Origin of the sequence: Corynebacterium hiratae, from assembly GCF_009708045.1 — a bacterium.
Classification (GTDB): domain Bacteria; phylum Actinomycetota; class Actinomycetes; order Mycobacteriales; family Mycobacteriaceae; genus Corynebacterium; species Corynebacterium hiratae.
Genome location: NZ_VIOG01000001.1, coordinates 97,857 through 121,887, shown reverse-complemented (window position 1 = coordinate 121,887; position 24,031 = coordinate 97,857). Strand labels below are relative to the sequence as shown.

The window sequence follows — 24,031 nt, the reverse complement described above, 5'->3', positions numbered from 1 at the left end:
CTTATTCGTCTCCTCCACCCAGAATCTGCGGAACCATGAAGCGGTCATCCTCGGTCGCGGGCGCCTGATCCAGAGCCTGCTCAGCGGTGAGGGTGCGCACGATGACATCCTCACGCATCGGGGCGTTAACGGAGTGCGGGTGCGACATCGGCTCCACACCTTCAGCCTCGACCTTGCCAACCGCGGACACCGAGTCCACGATCTCGTCGATCTGCGCGGCGAACTGTTTTAGTTCTTCCTCGCTCAGGGCCAATCGCGACAGCTTTGCCAGGTGCGCGACCTCGTCACGCGAAATATCAGACACGCGAACTCCATCCTTTTATTCATTGAGACGGTTGATAGCTAAGCACCCATGGTACTGCACGGCTGGTGCCACGCCACCACCACTCCTCCCCCTACACACCACTGAAGCTATTGAATAGTATTCGATACGTTGGGTACCATCGATCAAGTTGTACAAACTATTCGCATCAGCGATTTCCCTACCTAGTCATCTTCCCCCAGAAAGAACGATATGTCGTATCTCGTCCGTGTCCTACTCCCTGACACTCCCGGCAGCCTTGGCCTCCTCGCCAACGCGATGGGCAGCATCGAGGCCGATATTCGTTCCGTGGATATCGTGGAGAATTTCCCGGACGGCACGGTCATGGATGACATCGTCCTCGATCTCCCCCAGTCCACCATGGCTGATGAGATCATCACCGCTGCACAGACCGTGGAGGGCGTAGAAGTTGACTCCATCCGCCCCTTCAGTGGACGCGTTGACCGCCGTGGGCAGATCCACGTGCTGGCTAAGGTGGCTTCGCAACGCAACGTCACCGCCGCTATGAAGGAAGTGTGCGCAGCGATTCCGAAGGCGCTGACCTCCAATTGGGCCATCGTCATTGCTAATGACGACAAGATCAGCCGCATTGCTGCCTCCGACGCCGCGCCTGCCGACGACGGCTCGATCCCCACCGACCTCAACATCACCTCGGCGCGCGTGCTCAATCCGGAGAAGGACACGTGGATTCCTGAGTCGTGGACGCTGATCGAATCCGCGCTGGCTGCCGCTCCCCTCGTGGGCACGAAGTATGTCGTCGTCATGGGCCGCGTCGGCGGACCGGACTACCTTGCCTCCGAGGTCGAGCACTTGGGTGACTTAGGCGCTATCTTGGGCGCCTTCCTCACCTAGTTAGCAATGCGTTGAGTCCCGCGGCGACGTCAGGAACCACGTGGTCCACCTCGTCGGTAATCTGCGTTCCCGGGAACGTGAAGGACTCGGTGGCGATGGAATGCATCGAGAGATCGTTGAAGCTATCGCCGAAGGTGTAGAGTTCAGCTCCTTCGTGACCGAGGTGGCCAAGCAACCGCGTCAAGCCCTCGCCCTTGTTTTGCCCGGGCGGCATGATGTCGTAAAAGTCACAGTTGAACGAGGACTCGACTGCACAATGCGCACGGACCCACTCGTCCACCTCGCGGCGCAGCTCAGCGTTGCCTGGAATCCACAGGGACATGAGAACGGTGCTGCGCTTGGCGACGTCCCCCGGATCCATCACTTCCGTATTCGCCACCATCGAGGATTCCCGGCCAGCCAGCCCATCCCACACCACCTGGTCTGCTCCAGACAAGCCTGTGAGGTAGATATTCAACGGCAGCCCAGTGAAACGGTCGATGACGGCTTGGACGATATCGCTGGGCAAGTGCTCCTCGTGGAGGATCGAGTAATCGCCGTCCGTGATGACGGTGCCGTTGTAGAGCACGTGGTAATCCAGCTCCACGCCGAATGGCTCAAGGGTGTTGCGTGCATTGGCGATGGACTTGCCCGTCGCGGAGATGGCGAGGTTGCCAGCGGCCCGCCACGCAGCGATGGCTTCCTTTACGGCCTCAGTTATGTCTTCGTTGACGTAAACGGTTCCATCCATGTCCAAAGCCGCAATCTTCATGTCCCGTAGTGTATTAGACCTTTCACGGCCGAGTCCACCACCGCGGTGCACGCCTCCTGGATGTCGGGTTGCGCCCAGGGGAAGGTCAGGGAGACGTCGGCAAGCGCGTGCATAGGCAGGTCATTGTGACCATCACCTAAGGTGATGAGCTCAATCTCGGAACGCTCGCGGCTAAGATGTTCAAGCAGCCAAGTCAAGGCGAAGCCCTTGTTGTGGCCGGGCGGCGTGATATCGAAGAAGTTTCGGTTCATCGCGGTGCCGACGGGAAAGCGGTCCGTCACCCACTGCGCAATCTCTTTCTGTAGCTCTGGGTTACCCGGCGTCCAGGCGGCGACGAGGGGGAAGACTTCTTTTTCGATGTGCTCGGGTGAAACTGGAACGGGCTCGCTGATGATGGGATTGTGCACGCCCTCCACGTTGCGCACGAGGTGGCCGTCGGGGCCTTCCAAGCGCGTGCAATACAGGTCGAGCTTCGGAATATCACGAACCCGCTCATACACAGCACGGACCACCTCGGGCGGCACGTGGCTTTCATAGAGCAGTTCATAGTCGCCATCCATGATGACGGTGCCGTTGCACAGCAGGAAGTAATCGAAGTCGACACCGAAAGGCTCAAGCGCACGCCGCGCCGAGTGCGACGACTTACCCGTGGCCACGACGGCGAGGTTGCCCGCAGCGCGCCACTGCGCAATGGCCTCTGGGACTTCCTCAGGCATATACCCATCGAAGTAGATGGTGCCGTCGAGGTCGAAGGCGGCTAGCTTCATGCCTCGCCCGTTTCCAGCAGACGGGTGAAGCCCTCTTCATCCAGGATGGTCAGCCCCAGATCGCGGGCCTTCTGTTCCTTGGATCCGGCATTCTCTCCGACCACGACGTAGTTCGTCTTCTTAGACACCGAACCGGATGCCTTTCCGCCGCGGGTGATAATGGCCTCCTTGGCCGAATCACGAGTGAAGTTCTCCAAGGTACCGGTCACCACCACGGTGATGCCTTCAAGGGTCTGCGCCGGCTTATCGCTGGCTTCCTCCTCCATGGTGACCCCGGCGGCGGTCCACTTCTGCACGATGTTGTCGTGCCAATCCACCTCGAACCACTGCTTGAAGGATTCCGCGATGATGGTGCCCACACCATCGGTATCCGCCAGCTCCTCGACCGATGCTGCGCGCAGCACTTCCATGGAGCCAAAGCGGGTGGCTAGTGCACGTGCCGCAATGGGGCCGACGTGGCGGATCGACAGCGCGACGAGCACCCTCCAGAATTCAGCCTGGCGGGCCGTCTTGAGGTTCTCCAGCAGCTTCTTACCCGAAGCATTGAGCGCGCCCTTCTGCGTGGTGTAGACCGAGGATTTGAGGAGTGCTTGTTCATCGAGATCGAAGAGGTCCGCCTCATCCTTGAGCACTCCGGAGGAAATCAGATCCGCGGCAGCCTTCTCCCCCAGCTCGCCAATGTCGAGCGCCTTGCGGGAGGCCAGGTATTCCAGGCGTGCCGCCAGCTGGGCCGGGCAGCTACGAGTGTTCGGGCAGCGCCAGTCCTGGTCGCCTTCCTTCTGCGGAGCCAGCTTCGTACCACAGGCAGGGCAATTCTCCGGAAAGACCCATTCAGTCTCGCTGCCATCGCGCTTGTCCAGAACGGGGCCGAGGACCTCAGGGATGATCTCTCCGGCCTTGCGGATGATGATGGTATCCCCGATGAGGACATTCTTGTTCTTGACCTCGAATTGGTTGTGCAGGGTGGCCATGGAAACGGTCGAGCCGGAGACGAAGACCGGCTCCATGATGGCGAAAGGCGTCACGCGCCCGGTACGTCCCACACCGACCTCGATGTTGAGCAGCTTGGTGGTGACCTCCTCCGGCGGGTATTTATAGGCAATAGCCCAGCGCGGCGCGCGCGAAGTCGCGCCCAAGGCGCGCTGGCTGGCCAGGTCATCGACCTTGATGACAAGCCCGTCCATTTCAAAGTAGGCGTCGTGGCGGTGCTCCTCCCAGTACGTGACCCGCTCTTGTACCTCCTTGGCTGTGGTGACCCGCTGGGTATAGGGAGACACCGGAAATCCCCAAGCCTCTAGGGCCTTGTAAGCATCGTGCTGCGAGGTGGGCTGGAATCCCTCGCGCGCGCCAATGCCGTGACAGACCATGTGGAGCCGACGCTTCTTGACGTCCTCTGGGTCCTTCATGCGCAGCCCGCCCGCCGCCGCATTACGGGGATTGGCAAAGGTGGGCTTGCCGTCTTCGCGGCGCGCGGAGTTGATCTCCTCAAACTCATCCGGGCGCATGTACACCTCGCCGCGGACCTCGACCAGGGAGGGAACCGGATACTCTTTGGTACCCGTCAGCTCGTGCGGGATATCGGGGATAACGCGTGCATTGGCGGTGATGTCCTCGCCCACACGACCATCACCGCGTGTGGCGGCCGTAGCGAGCTTGCCATCGCGGTAGACCAAATCAATGGACAGGCCATCAATCTTGAGCTCGGTCAGATAAGCCTCGGCCGGCGTGCGGTCCAGCCAGTCCTGCAGCTCATCCGCACTGAAGACGTTGTCCAAGCTGTACAGGCGCTCCAGGTGCTCGATGTCGACAGCACCTTCCGGCGCAGCACCGACCTGCTGGGTTGGCGAATCCGGGGTCTGCAGCTCCGGGTGCTCCGCCTCAAGCGCCAGCAAGCGCTGGAAGAGCGCGTCAAAGTCCGCATCCGGGATTGACGGCTCACCGTTGTAGTACAACTCACGGTGCTTGCGCACTTCCTGGGCAAGCTCGGACCATTCGCGTTGGATATCTACTGCATCACTCACGAGTCACTAGTGTAGCGGGGCTACCGGACATGCCTATGACCTGCGGATGGTCATTCTGCAAGAGTTCGTCCGTCATTCTGCAGCACTTCCACAGTGCGTGTCCGAGCCGGGCGCTAGAGTGTTGTCCATGAACTTCGACGCCACCCGCATGCTCTCCTTCGACCTCGAAACCACCTCCGTGAAGCCCAAAGAAGCCCGCATCGTCACCTCTGCCCTGGTGCGTATCGACGGGCGCGAAGTAGACAAGCGGGAAATGCTCGCCGACCCCGGCGTGGAGATCCCCGAGGAAGCCGCCAAGATTCACGGCATCACTACTGAGAAGGCCCGCGCGGAAGGTCGCCCCCACGAGGAGGTGCTCAAGGAGACGGTCGATTCCATCTATCAGGCCTGGGACGAGGGGCTCACGCTCATCGTCTACAACGCCGCCTACGATCTCTCCGTCTTGCGCGCGCTGACCGGGGACTTCACGGTCAACGGCCCGGTGTTCGATCCTTTCGTTATCGACCGCGTTAAGGATAAGTGGCGCAAGGGCAAGCGCACCTTGGAGGAGGTCTCCGCCCATTACGGCGTGGAATTGAGCAACGCGCATGAGGCGACTGCCGACGCCCTCGCGGCCGCCCGCGTGGCCTGGAAGCAGGTGCGCCAGCACTTCCCTGAGCTAGCCCAGATGGATACCAACGAGCTCATGGAGTACCAGGCCGTCGAGTGGTACAAGGACCGCGAATCCTTCAAGAAGTACCTGGAAGGCCGCGGGCGGGACGCCTCGGATGTCTCCACCGCGTGGCCGATGATTTCTTAACTCCCACCCCCTCACCCAAATAGCACTTGCCAGTTTTCTAGAGTTCTGGAATTCTAGAAACCATGGAAACGACAGTCGAAGCACGCCTCGCCGAACTCGAAGCGCGCGTCGCCGCGCTTGAGGGGCGCACCACGCCCACCGACGCCGGCCCCGCATCCACCGCGGAAGAAGGCTCGGCCTACTGGCTGGTCGACGCCCTCGCACCCAACGAGCAGCTTCCCGACGGCTCCATCATCTTTGGCGGCAACATAAACGTCGGCAAGCGCACTTATGCCTATCAATGGCAGCGCCCCACGAACTTCGTCACCGACGAGGATTGGGCAGAAAACCTCGAGCGCCTATCCGCTCTTGCCCATCCAGTCCGCGGCGAAATCCTGCGCCGCCTGCTCGCCGCACCCGCGACAGCCGCAGAGCTTGTCGAAGAAGACATCGTCTCCTCTACCGGCACCGCCTACCACCACTTGAGCGCGCTGACCCATGCCGGCTGGACCACGAAGTCTGGCGGCGAGTATTCCATCCGCCCCGCCCGAGTTATCCCCCTTCTCACCATCATCACCGCGAGCGAGGACCACTAATGCGTAGAATGTCCCTAGCCGTCATCGCTGCCATTGCCGTTGCAGCCATCCTGCTCATCACAGGGCCGCAAAGGATTACCCTGGCAAAAGACAAAACTGGCGACGAAGCCTTAGCTGCCCAGTTGAAAGAGCACTCAGAGTCCGGCTTCCACAACCTCACTGCCTTTACCCTCCAGGACGGCAAGGTCACCTTTGCGGGACTGGGCAGCGACGAGCACACGGAGGTCGAAATCGGCTCCGTAACCAAGATGTTCACCGGCGAGCTGGCCCACCAGCTCGTCGAAGAGGGAAAGCTGAGAACTGACACCACTGTGGGCGAGGTCCTTGACGTCGGCGATGCACCCGTCGCTGACGTCACCGTAAGGGAGCTGCTCGACCATACCTCTGGACTACCCGCCGTCGCCAAAGCGAACGTCCTCAGCTTTTTCGCCTCAACGATCACCGGTTCGAATCCCTATGAAGGTGAGACCGTAGAGGACATCGTGGACGCTGCCACGAAGGCCGAGCTAAAGGACCGCGGCGAAGAGTCCTATTCCAATCTTGGGTACGGACTCTTGGGCCACATGGTGGAAACCGCCGCTGGGCAGCCTTATGAGCAGATGCTCAAAGAACGCATCTTCGAGCCAGCTGGCATGACAGAGACCTATCTCATGACTCCGGGCTCTGTGCCTGACGACGCTCCACGGGGACTTACCGCCACCGGCCGCCACGCTGAGCCGTGGGAGATGGAAGGCTCCGCGCCCGCGGGAGCGATCCGCTCCACGGCGAGTGACATGGCCAAGTTCGCCGAGTGGTTTATGGACAACGGCGATACCGACTACGGCTGGCAGCCTCCCAGCGAAAACAATGCTGGGTACTGGCACAACGGCGGTACCTATGGGTATTCCACGATGCTCATCATCGATCCAGAGACCAAGCGCGCCGCCTTCGCCAACAACGATTCCCTCGCCGGTACCGAAGACCTCGCCCAAGCTCTATTCGACGAGCTCGGATCCTAAGGAGACACCGTGTTACTCACCATCAGCATGATCGTTATCATCGCCTCCCTTCTATGGTCCGCATGGAAGGCATTCACCACCCCAGGGAAGACAGTCTCGCGCGTTGTTTCCGTAGCAATCACTGCCTTCGTAATCGTGCTCATCGGATATACCTTGCCCTGGAATGCGGACCTCCACTTCTTCTGGTGGTATGGCCTCGTCGCCGCATGTGCTGTGTACGCCGGTGCGGTGGCCTGGCGGGCTATGGATTCGAAGCCCGCAAGCACAATCTAAGTCCTCCCGTAGACTGACGTTATGACTGCTCCCGCTTACCGCACGGTCCATATCCACGACGTCAATCCCTCCGTAATTGCCACCCTTCAGAAGCGCGCTGACGCCGCTGAAGTTTCCTTGGAAAACTACCTGCGCGACCTCCTGACGACCACAGCTTCACGCCCTGAATTTTCGCCGCGTCCCAGCGTCCAGGAAAAGCTTGCGGAGCTCACCCAGCGTGACCCTATAGCTATAAACGGCGATTTTGACATCGTCGGCGCCATTCGGGCGGGGCGGGACGCCTAATTCCACCTGGGGGACGAAAGTCTCCCAAATCTCCGCTTTTAGAAAAGTCTCCCAAATCTCCCAATGCCCTAGGATTGAGACTATGTCCCCACATGAGAACCCATTCCGCCCCACCTTCGGCGTTCCACCACTCTTTTGGGTTGGGCGCACGGCAGTGCTCGACACCTTCCGGGCTGCACTCGACTCCCAGCCGGGCACCCCGGGCCGCTCGCTCATCATCAGCGGTGCCCGCGGTATCGGTAAGACGGTGCTCCTCAACGAGCTCGAAGATATCGCCTCTAGCCGCGGGTGGATTACCCTGCGGGCCTCAGGCCGCAGCTCCATGGTTGACGAGCTCGTTGACACCACCATCCCGCGCATCATGGACAAGCTGGCCCCGGCGGACAAGCACAAGGTCAACCGTGTCGGCATTGGTGGTTTGGCAACCATCGGCATCCAGCACAACACCGAGGAAGCCTATAAACCCACGCTCAACACCCGCCTGCGCGAGCTTTTAGGCATGCTCAAAGGCACTGGCGTGCTGCTCACCATCGACGAAGTGCAGGACGCAGACGCCGAGGACCTAACTTCCCTGGCCGTGACCTACCAAGACTTGGTGCGCGATGAGCTCGACGTCGCTATTGTCGCCGCGGGCCTTCCACAAGGCGTCAACCGCCTGCTGGACCTGCCGGGTGTAACCTTCCTACGCCGCGCGCAGAAGTTCGTTCTAGGTCCGCTCTCCCCCGCGAACGCCGAGGTGGCCTTCACCGAGACCGCCGCACAGTCCGGGCTTGAATTCACCGATGATGCGGTTGCGGCTGCGGTGCGGCTGTCCCGAGGCTACCCCTACATGGTGCAGCTGGTGGGCTCATTGGCCTGGGGAAAGGCGCAGCGCGAGGGTGGGAGCAGCATCGAGGAGGGTGATGTCGCGGCAGTGTCGGCCGAGGCCATTTCGGTGTTGGGTGCCCAAGTCCACCAGCCCGCTACTCTGGCGCTCCCGCCGGCGCAGCGTCTCTTCCTCGAAGCGATGAGCGCGGTCATGGAGGACGGCACGGCGGAAATCAAGAACATCGCCGCGCACCAGGACCGGACGGTGCGTTCCCTGTCGGCCACGCGCCAAAGGCTTATCGACGCCGACCTGATCGAGCCCACCGCCCATGGCCAACTCCAGTTCGTCATCCCTTATATGGAGGCCTACTTCACCGCGACGGACAGCCTGGGGAGGATTGATTAAAAGGGAAATTGGGGAAGCAAAACTAGCCGCAATCCCAGTAAAAGACAGCACCATCGGCCCTGCCAGTGTTTTCGGAGCGGTACACGACAGCCTCGCCAGCCTGCATTTTCTTCAATGCGTCCGGGTGCAGAAATACGTGGGCCACACCTAGGTCACCCCACATGGCCTCGAAAGGAAGCTCTTCTTCTTCCAGATATGTGGAATCGATTTCTAGGAAGTGAACGTACCCTTCAGGCTGCGTAGGGTCTTGTGCGAAGGCTGGGAAACCGCCAAGCATAATGTCGCTTTGGTTTCTGGCTGCGGCTCGCAACTCAACCAGCTCGTCAAAGTAATCAAACTCTTCAAGAAAGTCATCGCCTTTTCTAGACTTCAAAGCCTCGTACACTGCATAGTCGGTGGGAGGGACCATTGCCACTGCACTAGACAAGGAGATCGGAGAGTTCATAACCTCCCCAAGATCCTTGCTAAACGGGGAACAAAAATCCTCGTGCTTTTCATCGAAGGCAGCAGGCTCCGCGGTATGAGGTCCAGGAAAGCTGTGGTTGCCAAAGCCTTCCGCAGGCTCAGGGATATAGCGAATTTCCATGCCATCGCCAGGCGAATCCGAATCGAAACCGCCGAAGAACGGATCAGCACCGACGAAGAGTTGAAAAATTCCTGACTCCGGAATCAATCCGTCGAGAGTTGCTTCGCTTTCCGACGCCCCCTCCGCACGCACATGACAGACAATATCGGCAAAATTTAGCTGAATGATATGGAGTAATGGCTGACCGTTTTTTGAAATGGGCCATGTCGAACCTTCCGGAAGATACGGTCTACCTCCGAAGTACGAGCCATGTTCGGTGGGAGTGCCGTTGGAGTAGGGAAGGACGACGCCTGGCTTGGCAAGTTGGATTAGGTCATCGGCATCTTCGGAGACGAACTCTCCGGACTCGATCATCGAACGTAACGCTTTAACCTGTGCTGTGAACTCTGGCATGGCAGGTGGTTCTTTCTCTAGGACAACGAGGGACTTAATCAGGGATTATCCTTCAAAAGAAAGCATGCTGCAATAGATATCTAGCCTGTTCTGGTTCATATTCGAGGCCTAGGTCAGGTGAAAGCTCAATTAGAGATCCCCAGCATCGCGGGTGAGAATGCCGGCGGTCTCGTTAACCGAGCGCAGGGATCTGGCAGAGGCCTTGACAGGATAGACGTCGAAATAATCGACGAGGAGCTCGCGCGGCATGCCGATGCGGTCGAGATGCCGGGCCAGCGCAATGGCCTCCGCGCGGGCATCGGAGCCTTCAATGCCCAGACCAATGCGGTGGCCCGCGTTGAGGTGCTCACCCAGTCCGTCCAGGTGGCGCGGGGTCTCCAGACCACGGAAATCCGTGAGGAAGGTCGTGGCTGCAGGCGCCACTGACCACAGCGGCGGGGCGTGCAGGTAGTCCGCTTCGAAGGACTGCAGGAGGTCGAGCGCGACCTCACCGGGGACGGCGGGAATGGTGTCGAAGTCAGTAGTACCAGGGATGCGTCCGGCGATGACGTCGGCGAGGAGTGGTTCGTCGAGTTGGACGACGACCTCCCCGTGGAAACGGCGCGCAACATCCGCGGCGTGAGCGCGGAGGCCATAGAGAAGTGACTCCGCGAGTTCGCTAAAGGCGCCGCGGTCGGTGAGGACACGGTGGCCGTCGGAAAGCTCAATGCTCGCCGCAAGCGACCAGGGACCGAGCGCTTGCACCTTAATACGGGGCACGGTTTCGCCCCAGACTTCCTGGACCTCGTCGATATCGCGCTCCAAGCGGTCCCACGTACGCCGGGTCAGCAGCTGCGGGCGCGCTGTCATGCGCCACGAGCGCGGGCCGCGGTCGATGGAGATAGCCTCCAGCATGCTGGCCGTGCGGCCCACCGCATCCGACCCCAACCCGCGCTCGGGAAGTTGCGGGATGGCAGGGAGCTCGGTCTCCCCCATGATGATGTCCGCAGCCTCCGCCATGGAGGTGCCGGGCATGGGGCCAAGGGCGAATCCCGTCATCTACGCCGTCCCGCAGATGGTGCCGGAGCCCAGGACAATATCTCCCAGCTCGTCCGGGCTCGGCAGATAGAGCACGGCGGCCTGGCCACGGGCCACACCGGAGAGCGGCTCGTTCAGCTCCAGCGTCATGCGGTCGGCCTCGCGGTCCACGTGCGCGCGGCAGGGAACGACAGAACCGTGGGCGCGCACCTGCACCTCGCAGTCGAAGTCACCTTCCATCGCGGGGTGCAGGTACTTCAGGCGATTGGCCTCAATTCGGGTCACGGCCAAGTCGGCGCGCGATCCGACGGTGACGGTACCGGTGGCGGCGTCGATGTCGGTGACGTAGCGCGGGGAGCCGTCGGCAGTCGGCGTTTTGATATCCAAGCCCTTGCGCTGGCCGATGGTGTAGTTCCACGCGCCATCGTGCTCCTTGAGCTCATTGCCCTCGGTGTCCACGATCATGCCTGGACGCAGACCAATCGAGCGCCCCAGGAAGGCCTGGGTATTGCCGTCCGGAATGAAACAGATGTCATAGGAATCCGGCTTCGCCGCCGTGGAGAAGCCATGGCGCTTGGCCTCCTCGCGGATTTGCGGCTTCGGGGTATCACCAATCGGGAAGAAGCAATGGTCCAGCTCCTCCTTAGTGATAACACCCAGCACATAGGACTGGTCCTTGTTTTCATCCAGGGAGCGGCGCATGTAGCCGTCATCGTCGATAGTGGCGTAATGGCCCGTGGCCACCGCATCGAAGCCAAGCGCCATGCCCTTGCGGAGCAAAGCTGCAAACTTGATCTTCTCATTGCAGCGCAAGCACGGATTCGGGGTCTCACCGCGGGCATAGGAATCCACGAAATCACCGATGACGGCTTCCTTGAATTCCTCGGAAAAGTCCCACACGTAGAAAGGAATGCCGAGCTTGTCGCACACACGGCGGGCATCGGCGGAATCCTCCAAGGAACAGCAGCCGCGTGCCTTCTCACGAGTCTGCTGCGCATCCTTGTGCAGGGCCAGGTGCACGCCAATGACGTCGTGGCCCGCCTCCACCGCACGCGCAGCGGCGACCGAGGAATCGACGCCGCCGGACATGGCTACCAATACTCGCATGCTCTCCCCTTCTCGTTTCGTTATCGCCCACCAAGGCTAGTCGCGGTGCACCTCATACCCCAACACGCAAGCCATGCAGCCTATTCCCTAAGCTAAGAGGCACTATGGGCAGAAAGCGCAACACCACCAGCTCCATCGCGGGAACCTACGAGATTTCGACCGGCGAGCTCGTCGTCGAGCCGGATCCTTTCCGCGACGGTGCCTTCATCCTCAACGTCAATGGCGTGCCATCCTCGCACCTCATCCCCGATGAGCCGCGCACCCTCGAGTTTGAGTACATGCGCTGGATTGCCGCTGCGGTAGAGAACCTCGCTCCTGGCAAGCGCCTACTCCACCTGGGCGGCGGTGGCTGCTCGCTGCCCCGCTACTTCGCGGATCTCTGGCCGGATTCCCACAACACCGTGGTCGAACTCGACGCCAAGCTGGCCGAGCTCATCCGGGAACTGGCCGATATTCCTTCCGCTCCTCGCGTGAAAATCCGCGCCGGCGAGGCACGCGCGGTCACCGAAGGTTTCCCGCCGAACCGCTTCGACGTCATCATCCGAGACGTCTTCGCCGGCGCCGTCACGCCCGAGCCTCTCACCACCCAAGAATTCTTCCAGCACGCCCACGCCACCCTATCCCCCGGCGGTCTTTACGTTGCCAACTGCGGCGACCACTCCGATCTCCAGGGCGCGAAGGCAGAACTAGCTGGCATGGCGGAGGTCTTTGCGCACGTCGCCGTTATCGCCGACCCTCCTATGCTTAAGGGTCGGCGCTACGGCAATATCATCCTCATAGGATCCGATACCGAGTTGCCTGTCGACGGCTCCCCCGAAGCCGCCGCCCTGGCCAAGCCGCTTCTCTCTGGTGCGGTGCCCGCACACTTCCGTGACGAGTCCTGGACCCGCCGCTTCTTTACCGGCACGAGCCCACGCCACGACGCCCCGGCAACCGCCGTCGATTAGCGCAGGCTCTTGAGCAGGTCCACCACCTGCTTGGAATCAAATGCCGGGATCTCCACACCCGCGGCGTGACCAGCACTGCGTGCGGCACGGCTGGCATTCTCCACGTCCTGCTCGCTGACGTTGTTGGCATCAAAGTCCTGCAGGTGCTGCGCGTTATCCAGGAAGATGGCCAGGTCGCTGACAGTAGCGTCGTTGTGCGCCATGTCCTTAAGGTCGTCGGTGCTAATAGCGCCAGTGTTGAGCAGTTTTTCTGCCTGCTTCACAAGCCCGGTCGGATCCACGTCTAGACCCGCATCCTTCGCAGCATCAGCCACGGCAGGAACGGCCACCGCACCTGCTGCCAGCGCCAGGATTCCGGCAATCAGTACGCCGGCGTCATCACCAAGGTCCACGCCTGGGATGACCAAGTCATCCAAGATGCCACCGAAGTCAATGTAGTTGCCACCGGAGAAGGAGTGCAGCTGGGCTTCAGTACCGTTGAAGAGGTTCAGGTCAACGTCGGTCTCGATGCCGGCCACGCGGCCGCTACCGGAGCGCTGCCAGAAGGCAAGCTTGTCCCAGCCACCGACCGGGTCCGGTGCGGTGTCCTGGTAGGCCGCCAGCCACAACGGATACTCGGAGAAGCGCGTGGTGTTACCCATCTGGCCCATCCAGAAGTACTTGTAGGTGTACAGCATCGGCGTGCGTCCGGTCAGGGACTTGACCTCCGTCATGAAGGTATCAATCCAGTCAGCAAGCTGGTCGGCATTCAGTCCCTCATCCACCTCGATGTCGAGCACCGGTGGCAGCGTCTGCGTCGGCACCAGCGCGATCTGAGAGGCGAAGCTGGCCGCCTGCTGCTTGGCATCACGTGCCGGGCGCGCGTAGTGGTAGGCACCGACCTTCAGTCCAGCGGCTGCTGCGGCATTGGCATCGCGCACGAAGTGGTTGTTGACAAAGCCGACGCCCTCAGTGGCCTTGACAAAGGCATAGGACTGGCCATCGGACTTCACGGCATCCCAATCGATGCCGCGCAGGGACATGTGGTTATTTCCGGAGACATCCACACCAGATGGTGCGTAGGACGGGATGGCAACGGCGGTGGATACGGACAGTGCCACGGCCGCTACTGCGGTAACGGCGGCGGTAACAAGGCGACGTGCATGGCTCATGCGCGCCACACTACCTCCGCTTTAACACCAATCACTGAAGCAACACACGAAACATTGAACTCTTTTGCCACACCATCAACTCAACTCCCCAACAGCCGCTCCCAACAGCAGCAACCGCTGCTAAACTTCGCTTCACATCGCCACCACCCCATCAGGTGAACACGACGCCGACGAAGGACAGCGCCATGGACCAACCCACCATCGACCCACACCTTCCCAACGAGCCACAACAACCACAGACGCCCAACGCACCCCAAGCGCTCAACGCGCCCCAGGAGTCCAAAGCATCAGAGCTGCCTCCACGCCGCGGCTGGGAAGGAGTCTTCAACGAGAAACTCGCCCTATGGGGCTCCGCTATCCTTCTGGCTGGCTGGGCACTGGGGTTGCTCTCCTTGCTCATCGCAGACAGCGCTGCTTCGGGCACTGATGATGCCGTGTCCTTCTTCTTCGGATTCTTCGGCATTTTCGCGTTCATCGGGCTGTGTATCGCAACGCCTTTTCTCGCAACCCTCTTTGCCTTCATTGCCATCGCATCACTCGACTCTGACGTGCCAGAACGCAAACGCAACGCCAGAATCGCACTCGTGCTGGCGATACTGAGCATAATGCCCATCGTTGTCTACTTCGGCCCGAAATACATGTTTTAGGTGCTGCCTCTGTGATGTCTAAGCCTTAACAACCTCAGCCCAATGTCAGCACCAAAGACTGATGCAGACTAAGGACAGCCCCCATGGACCAGCCCTCCATCGATCCTCACTTTTCCAATGAGCCACAGCAGCGCTCAGAACCCACGGAACCGGAGCTTCCCCCACGCCGCGGCTGGGAAGGAGTCTTCAACGAGAAACTCGCCCTATGGAGCTCTGCCATCCTTCTGTGCAGCTGGGCACTGGGGTATCTCATCCTGCTCATCGCGGACAGCATTGCATCGGGCATCGAAGAAGCCTACTTGTACGGACTCCCCGGCATCGTCATCTTCACGGTGCTGCGTTTTACAACGCCTTTTCTCGCACCACTCTTTGCTTTCAGCGCCATCGCGTCGCTCTCATCTGACGTGCCAGAACGCAAGCGCAACGCCATCATCGCACTCGTGCTTTCGATAGCGACGGTGATCCCCAACGTCGCGTATTTCTGAGCGATCTATTTTTTCTAGGGCCCGGCTCCAGGCGCTAACCCTAGGCGCCAGCTCCAAAGCCCTGACGATTGTGTGCAGTGCTTGGCGACGTCCCGCCCACGCCCGCGAACTCAGGATATCCAGGGATTCAGAGCAGGATGAGCCGCAGCCACGAATAACGAGGCGCAACTTATTGCATCGCTATTCGGAACCCAGGCCATCCACGATCCGCACTGTCTCCATAGCCACGCGCACGACTTTCCCAATCAAGTCCACGATGTAGCGCGGGTTTCCAACCTCATCAGCCCAATCGTTCGGGTCATTGACGATGCCAGAAGCCTTGTCCTTCTTGACCTGGTAGCGGTCAATCAGCCACGCGACAGCCGACCTCGAGCCCAGCATGTACTCATCCGCTTCTTCCGGGATACCGGCGATGGTCACGCGCTTGTTGTAGATCAACTTCGTCACGTCATTGACGTTCTTTCCCGTCTCTGGGTCCTTGCGCTTGGCCCACTTCATCTTGAGCACGCGCCACGTCTCACGGTCGGCCTCATCGCCCTTGACCTGAATGTCCAACGGCCACGGTTCCACGGTCTCGTAGTTGACGTGAAGGTCCATCAGCTCTTGGCCAGCAGCAGCGAACTTGTCGAACTCCGCGCGCGAGCTCGGCGTTTCAATATGAGGAAGCATCTTCTTCAAGTCAGCCGCGTACTTCGTACGGTAGACAGGGTCATGCAGCTTGCCGTAGACAAAGTGGAAGATGTCATCACCCGTGATGTCTGAGCCCAGTGCATCGCGGTAGAGAGCCTTAATCTCATCAGTAATGTTGTCCACGCGCACGAAGCCGTCGACGACCTCACCAATCGAGCCGTAGACACTGGCTTCACCTTGCTTAACGACGCCTCCCTCACCGAACAGCCCACCGTCGTCCGCTTCGACGGCGGCCCAGGTGAAGCGAGGGAAGAATTGGCCTGCGTTACTTCCCCACATTGCCAAATCAGGAATCAAATCGGTCGCTAACGCGGAGAACGGCTTCGCACTTCCGGGGTTAACTACGTAGAACCCTATGTTTCGGTGCTCTGAGGTCGGAAACATCGATGGAAGTTGGCCACGACGATCATTAAAGTCCGAAGAAAAATAGAGGTGTTGGCGACAAAACGGCCTATACAGTCCTCCCCTGCAGTCTCGCTCGTCGAAGGAAAGCCTTATGCCCCGTTTCTTGAGCTGTTCGTATCGTGAAGACCATTTAATCCTTGCGGGGTCTAAATGCTTAGCATCACCAATCTGGTTAAAGAAATCCAGTGAGGATTTTACATTGCTTATTAAGCTTCTCCGTTCAAATGCGTACGCCCAACTATCACGGGCAGTTGCAACTCCTCCACTGTTCAAAACGAAAAACTTGTTCTTCGCGATGCCTTCATTCTTCGCGCTGAGAACCGGCCAAGTTGAGAACTCTTCAGAGCGCTGGCTCAACCAGTCGCCTTCTTTGTTCGGAGAAATCGATTGCCAGTCCACATTCCCTACCGAGGAGGCATCTACGATACGGAGCTTTTCTTCCGCTGTGAGGTAGTCGCCAATATCTCGATAATGCAGGTCGAAAGCAGATTTCGAAGGGTCTTTTACTCCGATCGTGATCGCTACAGTATTGCGGGAACCGGAACCAAAGACCTTTCCGCCTTCCTTGCGCGATTGTTCGCCAGCGGTACGCTGGTTGCCCCGCAGGTTAAACACGTACAGGTCAGTGAAATCCTCTGCCATCGACAGGCGCACTCCATCGCCGGTGTTTCCGTCAATCCATCCGCCGTTAGAGACGAACGCGACTACTCCTTGGTCACCAATGCGGTCAGTGGCCCAGCGGAAAGCACGCAAATACGAGTCATACAACGAGTTCTTCAGTTGCGCGGTCGACTTCGCGGCATACGTCTCCGCGATGCGCTTATCCAAGCTCGGATACTTCAGGTTCGCATTGAGATCGTTGGCGGACTTCTGCCCCGCAGAGTACGGCGGGTTGCCAATCACGATGTTGATGGGCGCTTGCTTCTGTCGCTCGATGGTCTCGTTGTTCTCGCGGAAGATGTTGAGGTCCGGGATGTCGCCTTCCTCGTGGATTTGGAAAGTATCAGCCAAAGCAATGTTGGTGAAAGGCACGTACTCGGGTGCGGGCTCGCCGTTGCGCAGAGCTGCCTCTTCGCGCAGGGCGTTATAGGTGGTCTCAATGTTCACCGCGGAGACGTAGTACGCCAGCAGCATGATTTCCGTGGCGAAGAGCTCGTTGGCGTACTTGCGGGCGAGGTCCTCTGGTTTGATGAGGCCCGATTGCAACAGGCGGACCGTGAAGGTGGAGGTGCCAGCGAAGGGGTCAAGAATGCACACGCCCTCATCAGTCAATCCCTTGCCGAAGTGCTTCTTGGATACGTCGTCAGCGGCACGCAGGATGAAGTCGACAATTTCGACTGGAGTGTAGACGATGCCGAGGGCTTCGGATTGCTTCTTGAAGGCCTTGCGGAAGAAGCGCTCGTAAAGCTCCTTGATGACCTGCTGCTTGCCGGAAGCAGAGTTCACCTCAGAAGCGCGGCCGCGGACAGACTCGTAGAACTTCTCCAGGGACTCGGTCTCGGTATCGAGGTTTGCCTTGGACAGGGCCTTGACCATCTTCTCCATGACTTGGGCCACGGGGTTGTGGGTAATGAAGTCATGGTTCTCAAAGAGTGCGTTGAAAACCGGGGCCGTTATCAGGTGCTGCGAGAGCATCGAGATGGCGTCCTCTTCGCTGATGCCATCGTTGAGGTTATTGCGCAGACCCTCCACGAAGCTGTCGAATTCGGTGCGGAGGGAGCCATCGGCGCCGTCGAGAAGCGCCCTAATGCGGGTGATTTGGTTCTCCGCGATGGTAGCGACGTCGTCGGCCCAGTCTTCCCAGTAAGTGCGGGTGCCGACCTTGTCCACCAGCTTGGTGTAGATAGCTTCTTGCCACTGTTCCAGGGAGAACAAGGCAATCTGCTGGGTCACGGTCGAACTATCGGCTAGCGGCTCCGGGGACTTGGTTTCATCCGCTTCCTTGAGCTTCTCAGCGTCACTCTTCCCATCATCCCCTGGCACGTGGACGACGTCGATGGGCAGGTCTTCTTGTCCCGCCGTGCCATTGAGCGCAATGGAATTAATCTTCGCGTTGAAGCGGTCATCGTGGGCGCGAAGAGCGTTCAGGATCTGCCAGACCACCTTGAAGCGCTGGTTGTCGTTGAGCGCTTCGGCCGGGGAGACGTTGCTGGCCACGGCCACGGGCAGGATGATGTAGCCGTAGTCTTTGCCCTCAGACTTGCGCATGACACGGCCGACGGACTGGACCACGTCCACCATGGAGTTGCGAGGGTTGAAGAAGATGACGGCATCCAGGGCCGGGACGTCCACGCCTTCGGACAGGCAGCGGGCGTTGGTGAGCATGCGGGACTCGTGCTCACCTGCTGGGGACTCCAGCCACGAAAGCTTGGTGCCGCGCTCCATGGCGTTCATGCCGCCGTCCACGTGCTGGGCGGCGACGTGGAGGTCGACGTTGGTGAGGGAGACGTCGTTAAGCACTGCTTTTTCTTTGAGCAGTTCCTGGTGGGTACCGATGAGCGAGGGGTAGGTCTCCGCAATGAGTTGGGAGGTCTTGATGTCCTTGGCAAAGGCCACGGCGCGCTGCATGGGCTGGGCGTCTTCCTCAAAGCCGCCTTTCTTGCCCTGCAATTCGCCGGACCGCTTGGCCAAGCCGTTCCAGGCACCAATCATGGCAGAAGCGAGGGAGAGGTTGACCTGGTTGTTCTCACTGTGGGCCATGGCTTGGGCGGCCACGGATTCATCCACGGTCATGACGAGCACCTTGTAGTCAGTGAGCAGGCCCTTGTCCACGGCCTCGCCGAAGCCAAGGCGGTAGAACTCCGGGCCGTAGATGGCTTCATCATCCATGGAGGCTAGCTCCGCGGAGTGCTCTTCGGCCTTGCCCTTGACGGCTTCGTCATAAAGGCGTGGGGTGGCTGTCATGTAGAGGCGCTTGGCTGCCTTGATGTAGTCGGCATCGTGGACGCGGACGAAGTTGCTGGCATCCTCACCGGCCAAGGTGATGCCGGTGGTGCGGTGGGCTTCATCGCAGATGACGAGGTCGAAATCATCGAGGCCTACCTGCTGGGCATCGTGCACCGCCTGGATGGACTGGTAAGTGGAGAAGACGATGTTGAGGCCCTTGGCACGCTTTCCGGACTCAAAGCGCGTGGTGATGTCCTTGCCTTCGGTGGAGACTGGGACCTCAAGGTCGTAAACAGCGATGTCTTCGGCCTTCTTGGAAACCTTGCTATCGGAGCACACCGCGAAGGCGCGCATGTCGAGGCGGCCCTGGGCGGTCCACTCCTTCAGAGTTTGGGAGAGCAAGGAGATGGACGGCACGAGGAAGAGGATGCGGGCTTTGCCGCCGTTGTCTTCAGCAACGCGCTCCGCTAGGCGCAGGGCGGTGAAGGTCTTGCCGGTGCCGCAAGCCATGATGAGCTTGCCGCGGTCATGGGTCTTGAATCCTTCGATGGCTTTGTCGATGGCCGCCTGCTGGTGTGGGCGGGGCTCGAAGGTCTCACGCTGGGAGAGGTTGATCTGGATGGTCTTGTCGCGCACTTCCGAGCCAGGGAAGGCCACGTCCCAGTTAATGGGTGATTCCGCGATGGCGGAGATGCCAATGCGGCTGGTTGGAATGATCTGGTTGGCCAGGGCATCCTCCGCGTGGGAGGACCAGTGGTCCGTGGTGGAGATAATCAAACGGCTGCCGAAGTGCTGGCGGCCTTCTTCCGTTTCGAAGGAATGACCGGAGGCCTCGAAGAAGGAATCCAGGTGGGATTTCTGGATACGCGCCTTGGAGTCATAGAACTTGCACTGGATTGCGGTCCACGTGCCGTCATCCACGCGGCGGGCTACCAGGTCAATGCCGGTATCCGCCTTGCCGCCGTTGTAGCGCCAATCCGTCCAGCGGCAGACCTCATCGAACTGGTTCTTCAAGGTCGGGTCAGTCTTGAAATAGTTGACCATCAGCTTCTCAAAGGCAATGCCGTACTTTGCCTTTGGTTGGTTTTCACGCAGCTGGTCTAGGACCTCAGAGAACTTCGACATGAGAACATTGTGCCCGAAGGTGTGCACGAGGTTCTGTCAACACACTGGTCTTAGCGTGGATCTGCTTTGCTGGGTTCCGTTGCGCTTTGCTCCGCTTTGGCTTGCTTGCGCTCAGCCAACCACGTCTTCACAGCTCGGGCGGCGTCGGCTGCACGCATGTCGGGCACGTAGGCGTGTACAACGGCTAGTCCAATGGCGGGCAGTGCCAGCTCATCGTTGTAGGCCAGGTACCACTTGTGTTCTTCCGGCTGGAATTTGTGCTTGGAGGCGGCCAGGCTGCGGAAGCCGTAGAGGGGCTCCATTTCTTCGCCGAGGCGGGTGAGGAGGGCGTCGAGAAGCCCGGGCTCCTCCGGTGTTCCTGACAGGGGCGCACCGGAGAGCGAAATCCAGGCACAGCCTTCGCCGGCGGCAATGATCATGGCCTCAGAAATGAGCAGCTCGATAGCGCCTTTGAAGCCGTGGTCGGCGCGGCGCATGACGTCGAGGGTGTAGCCCACCACGCTGCCGTTTTCACGAACAGGGAGCCAGGATGTCACGCCGTGCAACGTGCCGTCCTCCCCCAGCGCGAGCAGTAGCTTGGTGCCTTCCTCCCGCAGCTCGGTAACACCGCCCAAAGTAAAGCCCATCTCCGGGAGAGCTTTGTCAGAGACCCATTCTTCGGAGAGCTCGGCGATTTTGTTGCGGGTGGCAAGATCAAGGTCCTTCCACTCCGTCCACAGCGTGGTGACGCCTTCTTTGTCGGCCTTGTTGCGGGCGGTGCGGATGTTCTGGAATTTCTTGCCTTTGAACTCGGTGTTAGAGGTGTCCAGGACGGCTTCTTCGGCTACTTCGAGGCAGTGGAAGCCGGGACGGGTAAAGCTTTCCCGTACTGAGTACCAGGCTGGACGCCAGCCCTGTTCGCGGGCGAATTCTTCGAAGGCGGCTGCGGTGGCCTGCGGGTCAGTGCCCACCGGCTCGCCGAGACTGAGCGCAATCCCGTTGTGGACGCGGTAGGCCACGTAGTTGCTGTCGTTAAAGAAGTAGCGGTTCCCCTTCCACAGGGTCATAGCGGAGAGGTGGTCACCACTGCCCTGTTCCAGGATGGCGCGGGCACGCTCGCGGGCCTCAGCGGTCTCAGGGTTAGCCGGCGTGGCAAACATGCGGTAAGCAACCCACGCTGCGTACATCCAGAACAGTGTGCCTACCCACTCGTAGAGGGCCCAGGTCAGCCACGTGGTCGGTGCAAGTTCGAGCGGGAGCAGAGTGGCCACGACTGGTGGGACGTAGCGCAGAGGGAGTTCGGACAGGATCGATCCGGCAGTGGCTGTCTCGACGAAGCCGTCCTTGAGAAGTAGTGCGCCGACTCCCCAAAGAGCGGCTGTGAGGGCGAAGGCAGCAGCGATTTTGCCAGCGGCCTGGCCCAGCGCACCTGCGCTTTCGTGAATGTGGAACACGCGGTGATTCCAGATTAGTACGAGGAGGCAGGTGGCCCAGGGCAGGACCACGGCCGCTAGGTTGACGCCGTAGAGCACAAGGCCTTCTTGGCTAAAGTCCCACAGCTGAGCTAGAAGCACAGCGATGACGAGTACCTGGGTAAGGACGGATAGCAACCAAGCAAGACGGCGTCCGCGGATGAGGCCGAAGCACAGTACGAGTTGGATGATGAGCGGCATGACGCTGGCGATGGCCGGACCCACGCCGTGGACGCGGGCGACATCAAGGGCGGCTTGGCAGGCCTGGCTTGTAGGGTCAGTTTGGCAGAGCTCAGTGGCGTGATAAGCAGCAGAGTTGAAGGACCACATCAGTCGGGTGACTGGGCTGAAGGGCCCTTCGGCCAGCGGGTCAAGGGCCACGAAGGCTGGACCAATGGCTACCACGCCCAAGATGAGCGCGGTGAGCACGCGGCGTTCAGGCACCGAGGCGCGGTGGAAGGCAGTGGGGCGCTGGGCATTTGTGCGAGGCGCAAAGACACTCCACGCGATACCGGCGGCGATGGAGAGCACCGAGGCGGTGACGCCGAGAACATCGCTCAACGTACCGCCATACAGGGCCATGGTGAGAGTCAATGCAAGGATGCTGAGGCGTACGCGGCGCTGCCAGAGGCGCGGCATCCACGCAGAAGCGAAGCCGGCAGTACCCACGATGAAACCGATGGGTGATAAGTCAGTGGAGCTCAGAAGATCATCGCCCCAGCGGTTTAGCCCGAGCTCTTCGATGCCGTGGGCGGCTACGTAGGCCAAGGGAACGGAGATAAGCTGCGTGACGATACCAACGGCGAGAGTGCGCAGGGAACCTAGCCGGTATTCCGAAGGAAGAACGAAAGCTAGGGCCATGAGGGTGAGTGCCACAACTGCGCCGAAGGTACGGCCGGTCAGGCCGATCGTTTGCGTAATGCCCGCCAGCCCTGGAACCGCGTAGGTCACGATGACCAATACCCACATCAGAAGGATCAACACCCACGTCACCGGAATGCGCCGCGCGAGGTGTCGGAAGTTGTTAGCGCTGAAGATCTGCATCTTGGACTCCATCAAAAGGATCGTTCACATCTTTCAAACCACCTTGGCGGGCGATCCAGGCGAAAGTTTCGCGCAGAGCCGGGCGCCACACCTCGAAGGAATGCCCACCCGGGCGGGTGGTGTAGAAAGTCCGCATGCCGGCGGCGCGGGCGGCATCACTCAACTGGCTGAGTGCTTTCACCGCGTTAGTGTCGCGGTTGCCGGCGATTAAGATGGCCTGGTGGTCGGGGTACTTTTTCGTCGCCAGCAGGTGTGCAGGATTAGCGGCTTGGTAGGCGGCTTCATCACCACCATAGAATTTGGCCACAGTGTCGGCGTGTTTGCCAATGGTCGGCTCTGCTTGGCCGGAGATGTCCACTGCCTGGCCATAGGCTTCGGGATGATTGGTGAGGATCTGCAGAGAGCAGGTTCCGCCGTATGACAAACCAGCGACGGTCCAATGTTGTTGATTCTCGTCGACACGGAAAGCGGTTTTGATTCCTGTCGGCACGTCGGTCGTCAGGTAGGTCATGACCTTGGCCACGGAGGTGTCCGCGCAGATGGGATTGGCGGTCTCACTGCCGGTGGCGTCGACCGCCACGACGATGGGGCTTAGTCCCCCATTGGCGCGTTGGAAGGCATCGGCGGTTTCGGCCGCCTCGCCGGAGCCGAACCACTGCTCGGGCCCACCCGGATTCCCGTGGAGCAGGACTAGGACGGGAAGATTCATGTCCTTCTTGCTCCAATAGGCCGGCGGGATATAGGCCGTGGCCTGGCGTGCAGTGAATCCTGACTTGGTACCCGGGAGATCTACGTGCACAATCGCAGCGGAATCCGCGGACTTCATGGCCTTGAATTGGCCGTAGTCCATCTCCTGGGCCACTGGCGTGGGATCGAGCGAGGCGATGTCCGGATAGGACTGGTACTCCATATTGGCCAGGCCGGCCACCGCAAGTGCCGAGAATGCTGCTATCACGACCATAAGGACACGACGGCCCGCATGGTGAATGAGGGAGATAAGCGCCGCGATGGGTACGAGCCCGGCCACGAAAAGGTAGAACGGGACGTCCCAATGCTTAAGCGCGAAGTAGGCCACGGTAGCAATGACTGCGGCGAGAAGGAAGGACACGAAGTCGCGCTTGCGCAGGCGCCACGCAATGAGCAGCGCGCTGATGACCAAGATGGCAATGTAGATCCCACCGTTCACGGGGTCAGTCAGTGGCAAGCCCAGCACGGACTGGATGAAGTTACTCACGGATTAA

Annotated in this window: 21 protein-coding genes; 10 read left to right on the top strand and 11 right to left on the bottom strand. The window is 60.1% G+C overall.

Features of this window, described 5'->3' with window-relative positions:
* Position 1: 1 nt before the first annotated feature.
* Positions 2-304, bottom strand: coding sequence for an Asp-tRNA(Asn)/Glu-tRNA(Gln) amidotransferase subunit GatC (gene gatC / locus FME68_RS00515; protein ID WP_046649343.1), 303 nt, complete (start codon positions 302-304; stop codon positions 2-4).
* A gap of 210 nt (positions 305-514) precedes the next feature.
* Here gatC and FME68_RS00510 point away from each other — a divergent pair, with 210 nt between their 5' ends.
* Positions 515-1,174: an ACT domain-containing protein gene (locus FME68_RS00510; protein ID WP_046649342.1), complete on the top strand. Its 660-nt coding sequence runs from the start codon at positions 515-517 to the stop codon at positions 1,172-1,174.
* On the opposite strand, the gene FME68_RS00505 is transcribed toward FME68_RS00510, so the two are convergent.
* From FME68_RS00505 to ligA, 3 genes are read right to left on the bottom strand one after another with little or no spacing between them, the layout of a single operon-like run.
* On the bottom strand, positions 1,167-1,925 hold the full coding sequence (locus tag FME68_RS00505; RefSeq protein WP_158395358.1) for an HAD family hydrolase: 759 nt from the start codon (positions 1,923-1,925) through the stop codon (positions 1,167-1,169). The genes FME68_RS00510 and FME68_RS00505 overlap by 8 nt on opposite strands.
* Positions 1,922-2,692: an HAD family hydrolase gene (locus FME68_RS00500; RefSeq protein WP_158395356.1), complete on the bottom strand. Its 771-nt coding sequence runs from the start codon at positions 2,690-2,692 to the stop codon at positions 1,922-1,924. The genes FME68_RS00505 and FME68_RS00500 overlap by 4 nt, the downstream gene beginning before the upstream one ends.
* On the bottom strand, positions 2,689-4,713 hold the full coding sequence (gene ligA / locus FME68_RS00495) for an NAD-dependent DNA ligase LigA (RefSeq protein ID WP_070515613.1): 2,025 nt from the start codon (positions 4,711-4,713) through the stop codon (positions 2,689-2,691). The genes FME68_RS00500 and ligA overlap by 4 nt, the downstream gene beginning before the upstream one ends.
* 127 nt (positions 4,714-4,840) lie before the next feature.
* Between ligA and FME68_RS00490 the strand changes: the two genes are divergently transcribed.
* From FME68_RS00490 to FME68_RS00465, 6 genes are all read left to right on the top strand, one after another.
* The gene (locus FME68_RS00490) at positions 4,841-5,512 is read left to right on the top strand and encodes a 3'-5' exonuclease (protein WP_049157228.1); all 672 of its coding nucleotides are present in this window, start codon (positions 4,841-4,843) and stop codon (positions 5,510-5,512) included.
* A gap of 62 nt (positions 5,513-5,574) precedes the next feature.
* The gene (locus FME68_RS00485) at positions 5,575-6,087 is read left to right on the top strand and encodes an ArsR/SmtB family transcription factor (protein WP_049157229.1); all 513 of its coding nucleotides are present in this window, start codon (positions 5,575-5,577) and stop codon (positions 6,085-6,087) included.
* A complete protein-coding gene (locus FME68_RS00480; RefSeq protein ID WP_158395354.1) occupies positions 6,087-7,085 on the top strand; it encodes a serine hydrolase domain-containing protein in 999 nt (332 codons plus the stop codon). Before FME68_RS00485 ends, FME68_RS00480 begins: the two co-directional genes overlap by 1 nt.
* A 9-nt stretch (positions 7,086-7,094) precedes the next feature.
* A complete protein-coding gene (locus tag FME68_RS00475; protein ID WP_070681093.1) occupies positions 7,095-7,358 on the top strand; it encodes a hypothetical protein in 264 nt (87 codons plus the stop codon).
* 21 nt (positions 7,359-7,379) lie between these two features.
* The gene (locus FME68_RS00470; RefSeq protein WP_049157232.1) at positions 7,380-7,643 is read left to right on the top strand and encodes a hypothetical protein; all 264 of its coding nucleotides are present in this window, start codon (positions 7,380-7,382) and stop codon (positions 7,641-7,643) included.
* 82 nt (positions 7,644-7,725) lie between these two features.
* Positions 7,726-8,856, top strand: coding sequence for an ATP-binding protein (locus tag FME68_RS00465; protein ID WP_158395352.1), 1,131 nt, complete (start codon positions 7,726-7,728; stop codon positions 8,854-8,856).
* Positions 8,857-8,878: 22 nt separating this feature from the next.
* Here FME68_RS00465 and FME68_RS00460 read toward each other — a convergent pair whose 3' ends face one another.
* The 3 genes from FME68_RS00460 to mnmA all read right to left on the bottom strand — a co-directional run bounded on the left by FME68_RS00460 (position 8,879) and on the right by mnmA (position 11,959).
* Positions 8,879-9,835: a DUF1963 domain-containing protein gene (locus FME68_RS00460; RefSeq protein WP_158395350.1), complete on the bottom strand. Its 957-nt coding sequence runs from the start codon at positions 9,833-9,835 to the stop codon at positions 8,879-8,881.
* 129 nt (positions 9,836-9,964) lie between these two features.
* A complete protein-coding gene (locus tag FME68_RS00455) occupies positions 9,965-10,873 on the bottom strand; it encodes a uroporphyrinogen decarboxylase/cobalamine-independent methonine synthase family protein (RefSeq protein WP_158395348.1) in 909 nt (302 codons plus the stop codon).
* Positions 10,874-11,959, bottom strand: a complete 1,086-nt coding sequence (gene mnmA / locus FME68_RS00450; protein WP_158395346.1) for a tRNA 2-thiouridine(34) synthase MnmA — start codon at positions 11,957-11,959, stop codon at positions 10,874-10,876.
* A 104-nt stretch (positions 11,960-12,063) separates the two neighbouring features.
* Here mnmA and FME68_RS00445 point away from each other — a divergent pair, with 104 nt between their 5' ends.
* A complete protein-coding gene (locus FME68_RS00445; RefSeq protein ID WP_158395344.1) occupies positions 12,064-12,906 on the top strand; it encodes a spermidine synthase in 843 nt (280 codons plus the stop codon).
* Here the strand turns inward: FME68_RS00445 and FME68_RS00440 are convergent.
* A complete protein-coding gene (locus FME68_RS00440) occupies positions 12,903-14,057 on the bottom strand; it encodes a glycoside hydrolase family 25 protein (RefSeq protein WP_158395342.1) in 1,155 nt (384 codons plus the stop codon). The two genes, FME68_RS00445 and FME68_RS00440, sit on opposite strands and share 4 nt — an antisense overlap.
* A gap of 185 nt (positions 14,058-14,242) precedes the next feature.
* Between FME68_RS00440 and FME68_RS00435 the strand changes: the two genes are divergently transcribed.
* On the top strand, positions 14,243-14,704 hold the full coding sequence (locus tag FME68_RS00435; RefSeq protein ID WP_158395340.1) for a hypothetical protein: 462 nt from the start codon (positions 14,243-14,245) through the stop codon (positions 14,702-14,704).
* 83 nt (positions 14,705-14,787) lie between these two features.
* Positions 14,788-15,189 (top strand): hypothetical protein, encoded by a 402-nt coding sequence (locus tag FME68_RS00430; RefSeq protein WP_195914072.1) that lies wholly within the window; start codon positions 14,788-14,790, stop codon positions 15,187-15,189.
* Between the two features lie 180 nt (positions 15,190-15,369).
* Here the strand turns inward: FME68_RS00430 and FME68_RS00425 are convergent, their stop codons facing one another.
* From FME68_RS00425 to FME68_RS00415, 3 genes are read right to left on the bottom strand one after another with little or no spacing between them, the layout of a single operon-like run.
* Positions 15,370-20,295: a DEAD/DEAH box helicase gene (locus FME68_RS00425; protein ID WP_158395338.1), complete on the bottom strand. Its 4,926-nt coding sequence runs from the start codon at positions 20,293-20,295 to the stop codon at positions 15,370-15,372.
* A gap of 50 nt (positions 20,296-20,345) precedes the next feature.
* Complete coding sequence (locus tag FME68_RS00420; RefSeq protein WP_158395336.1) at positions 20,346-22,790, bottom strand: DUF2156 domain-containing protein; 2,445 nt, start codon at positions 22,788-22,790, stop codon at positions 20,346-20,348.
* Entirely contained in the window at positions 22,771-24,024 is a 1,254-nt protein-coding gene (locus FME68_RS00415; RefSeq protein WP_328287657.1) for an alpha/beta hydrolase, read from the bottom strand. Before FME68_RS00415 ends, FME68_RS00420 begins: the two co-directional genes overlap by 20 nt.
* Between the last annotated feature and the right edge of the window lie 7 nt (positions 24,025-24,031).

Excerpts from the sequence above, each read along its gene's own strand:
- FME68_RS00460 (WP_158395350.1), bottom strand. The coding sequence starts at position 9,835 with ATGCCAGAGTTCACAGCACAGGTTAAAGCGTTACGTTCGATGATCGAG.
- FME68_RS00430 (WP_195914072.1), top strand. The coding sequence starts at position 14,788 with ATGGACCAGCCCTCCATCGATCCTCACTTTTCCAATGAGCCACAGCAG.
- FME68_RS00440 (WP_158395342.1), bottom strand. The coding sequence starts at position 14,057 with ATGAGCCATGCACGTCGCCTTGTTACCGCCGCCGTTACCGCAGTAGCG.
- FME68_RS00455 (WP_158395348.1), bottom strand. The coding sequence starts at position 10,873 with ATGACGGGATTCGCCCTTGGCCCCATGCCCGGCACCTCCATGGCGGAG.
- FME68_RS00490 (WP_049157228.1), top strand. The coding sequence starts at position 4,841 with ATGAACTTCGACGCCACCCGCATGCTCTCCTTCGACCTCGAAACCACC.
- FME68_RS00465 (WP_158395352.1), top strand. The coding sequence starts at position 7,726 with ATGTCCCCACATGAGAACCCATTCCGCCCCACCTTCGGCGTTCCACCA.
- FME68_RS00500 (WP_158395356.1), bottom strand. The coding sequence starts at position 2,692 with ATGAAGCTAGCCGCCTTCGACCTCGACGGCACCATCTACTTCGATGGG.
- FME68_RS00420 (WP_158395336.1), bottom strand. The coding sequence starts at position 22,790 with ATGCAGATCTTCAGCGCTAACAACTTCCGACACCTCGCGCGGCGCATT.
- FME68_RS00445 (WP_158395344.1), top strand. The coding sequence starts at position 12,064 with ATGGGCAGAAAGCGCAACACCACCAGCTCCATCGCGGGAACCTACGAG.
- FME68_RS00480 (WP_158395354.1), top strand. The coding sequence starts at position 6,087 with ATGCGTAGAATGTCCCTAGCCGTCATCGCTGCCATTGCCGTTGCAGCC.
- FME68_RS00485 (WP_049157229.1), top strand. The coding sequence starts at position 5,575 with ATGGAAACGACAGTCGAAGCACGCCTCGCCGAACTCGAAGCGCGCGTC.
- FME68_RS00435 (WP_158395340.1), top strand. The coding sequence starts at position 14,243 with ATGGACCAACCCACCATCGACCCACACCTTCCCAACGAGCCACAACAA.
- mnmA (WP_158395346.1), bottom strand. The coding sequence starts at position 11,959 with ATGCGAGTATTGGTAGCCATGTCCGGCGGCGTCGATTCCTCGGTCGCC.
- FME68_RS00510 (WP_046649342.1), top strand. The coding sequence starts at position 515 with ATGTCGTATCTCGTCCGTGTCCTACTCCCTGACACTCCCGGCAGCCTT.
- FME68_RS00470 (WP_049157232.1), top strand. The coding sequence starts at position 7,380 with ATGACTGCTCCCGCTTACCGCACGGTCCATATCCACGACGTCAATCCC.
- FME68_RS00425 (WP_158395338.1), bottom strand. The coding sequence starts at position 20,295 with ATGTCGAAGTTCTCTGAGGTCCTAGACCAGCTGCGTGAAAACCAACCA.
- FME68_RS00505 (WP_158395358.1), bottom strand. The coding sequence starts at position 1,925 with ATGAAGATTGCGGCTTTGGACATGGATGGAACCGTTTACGTCAACGAA.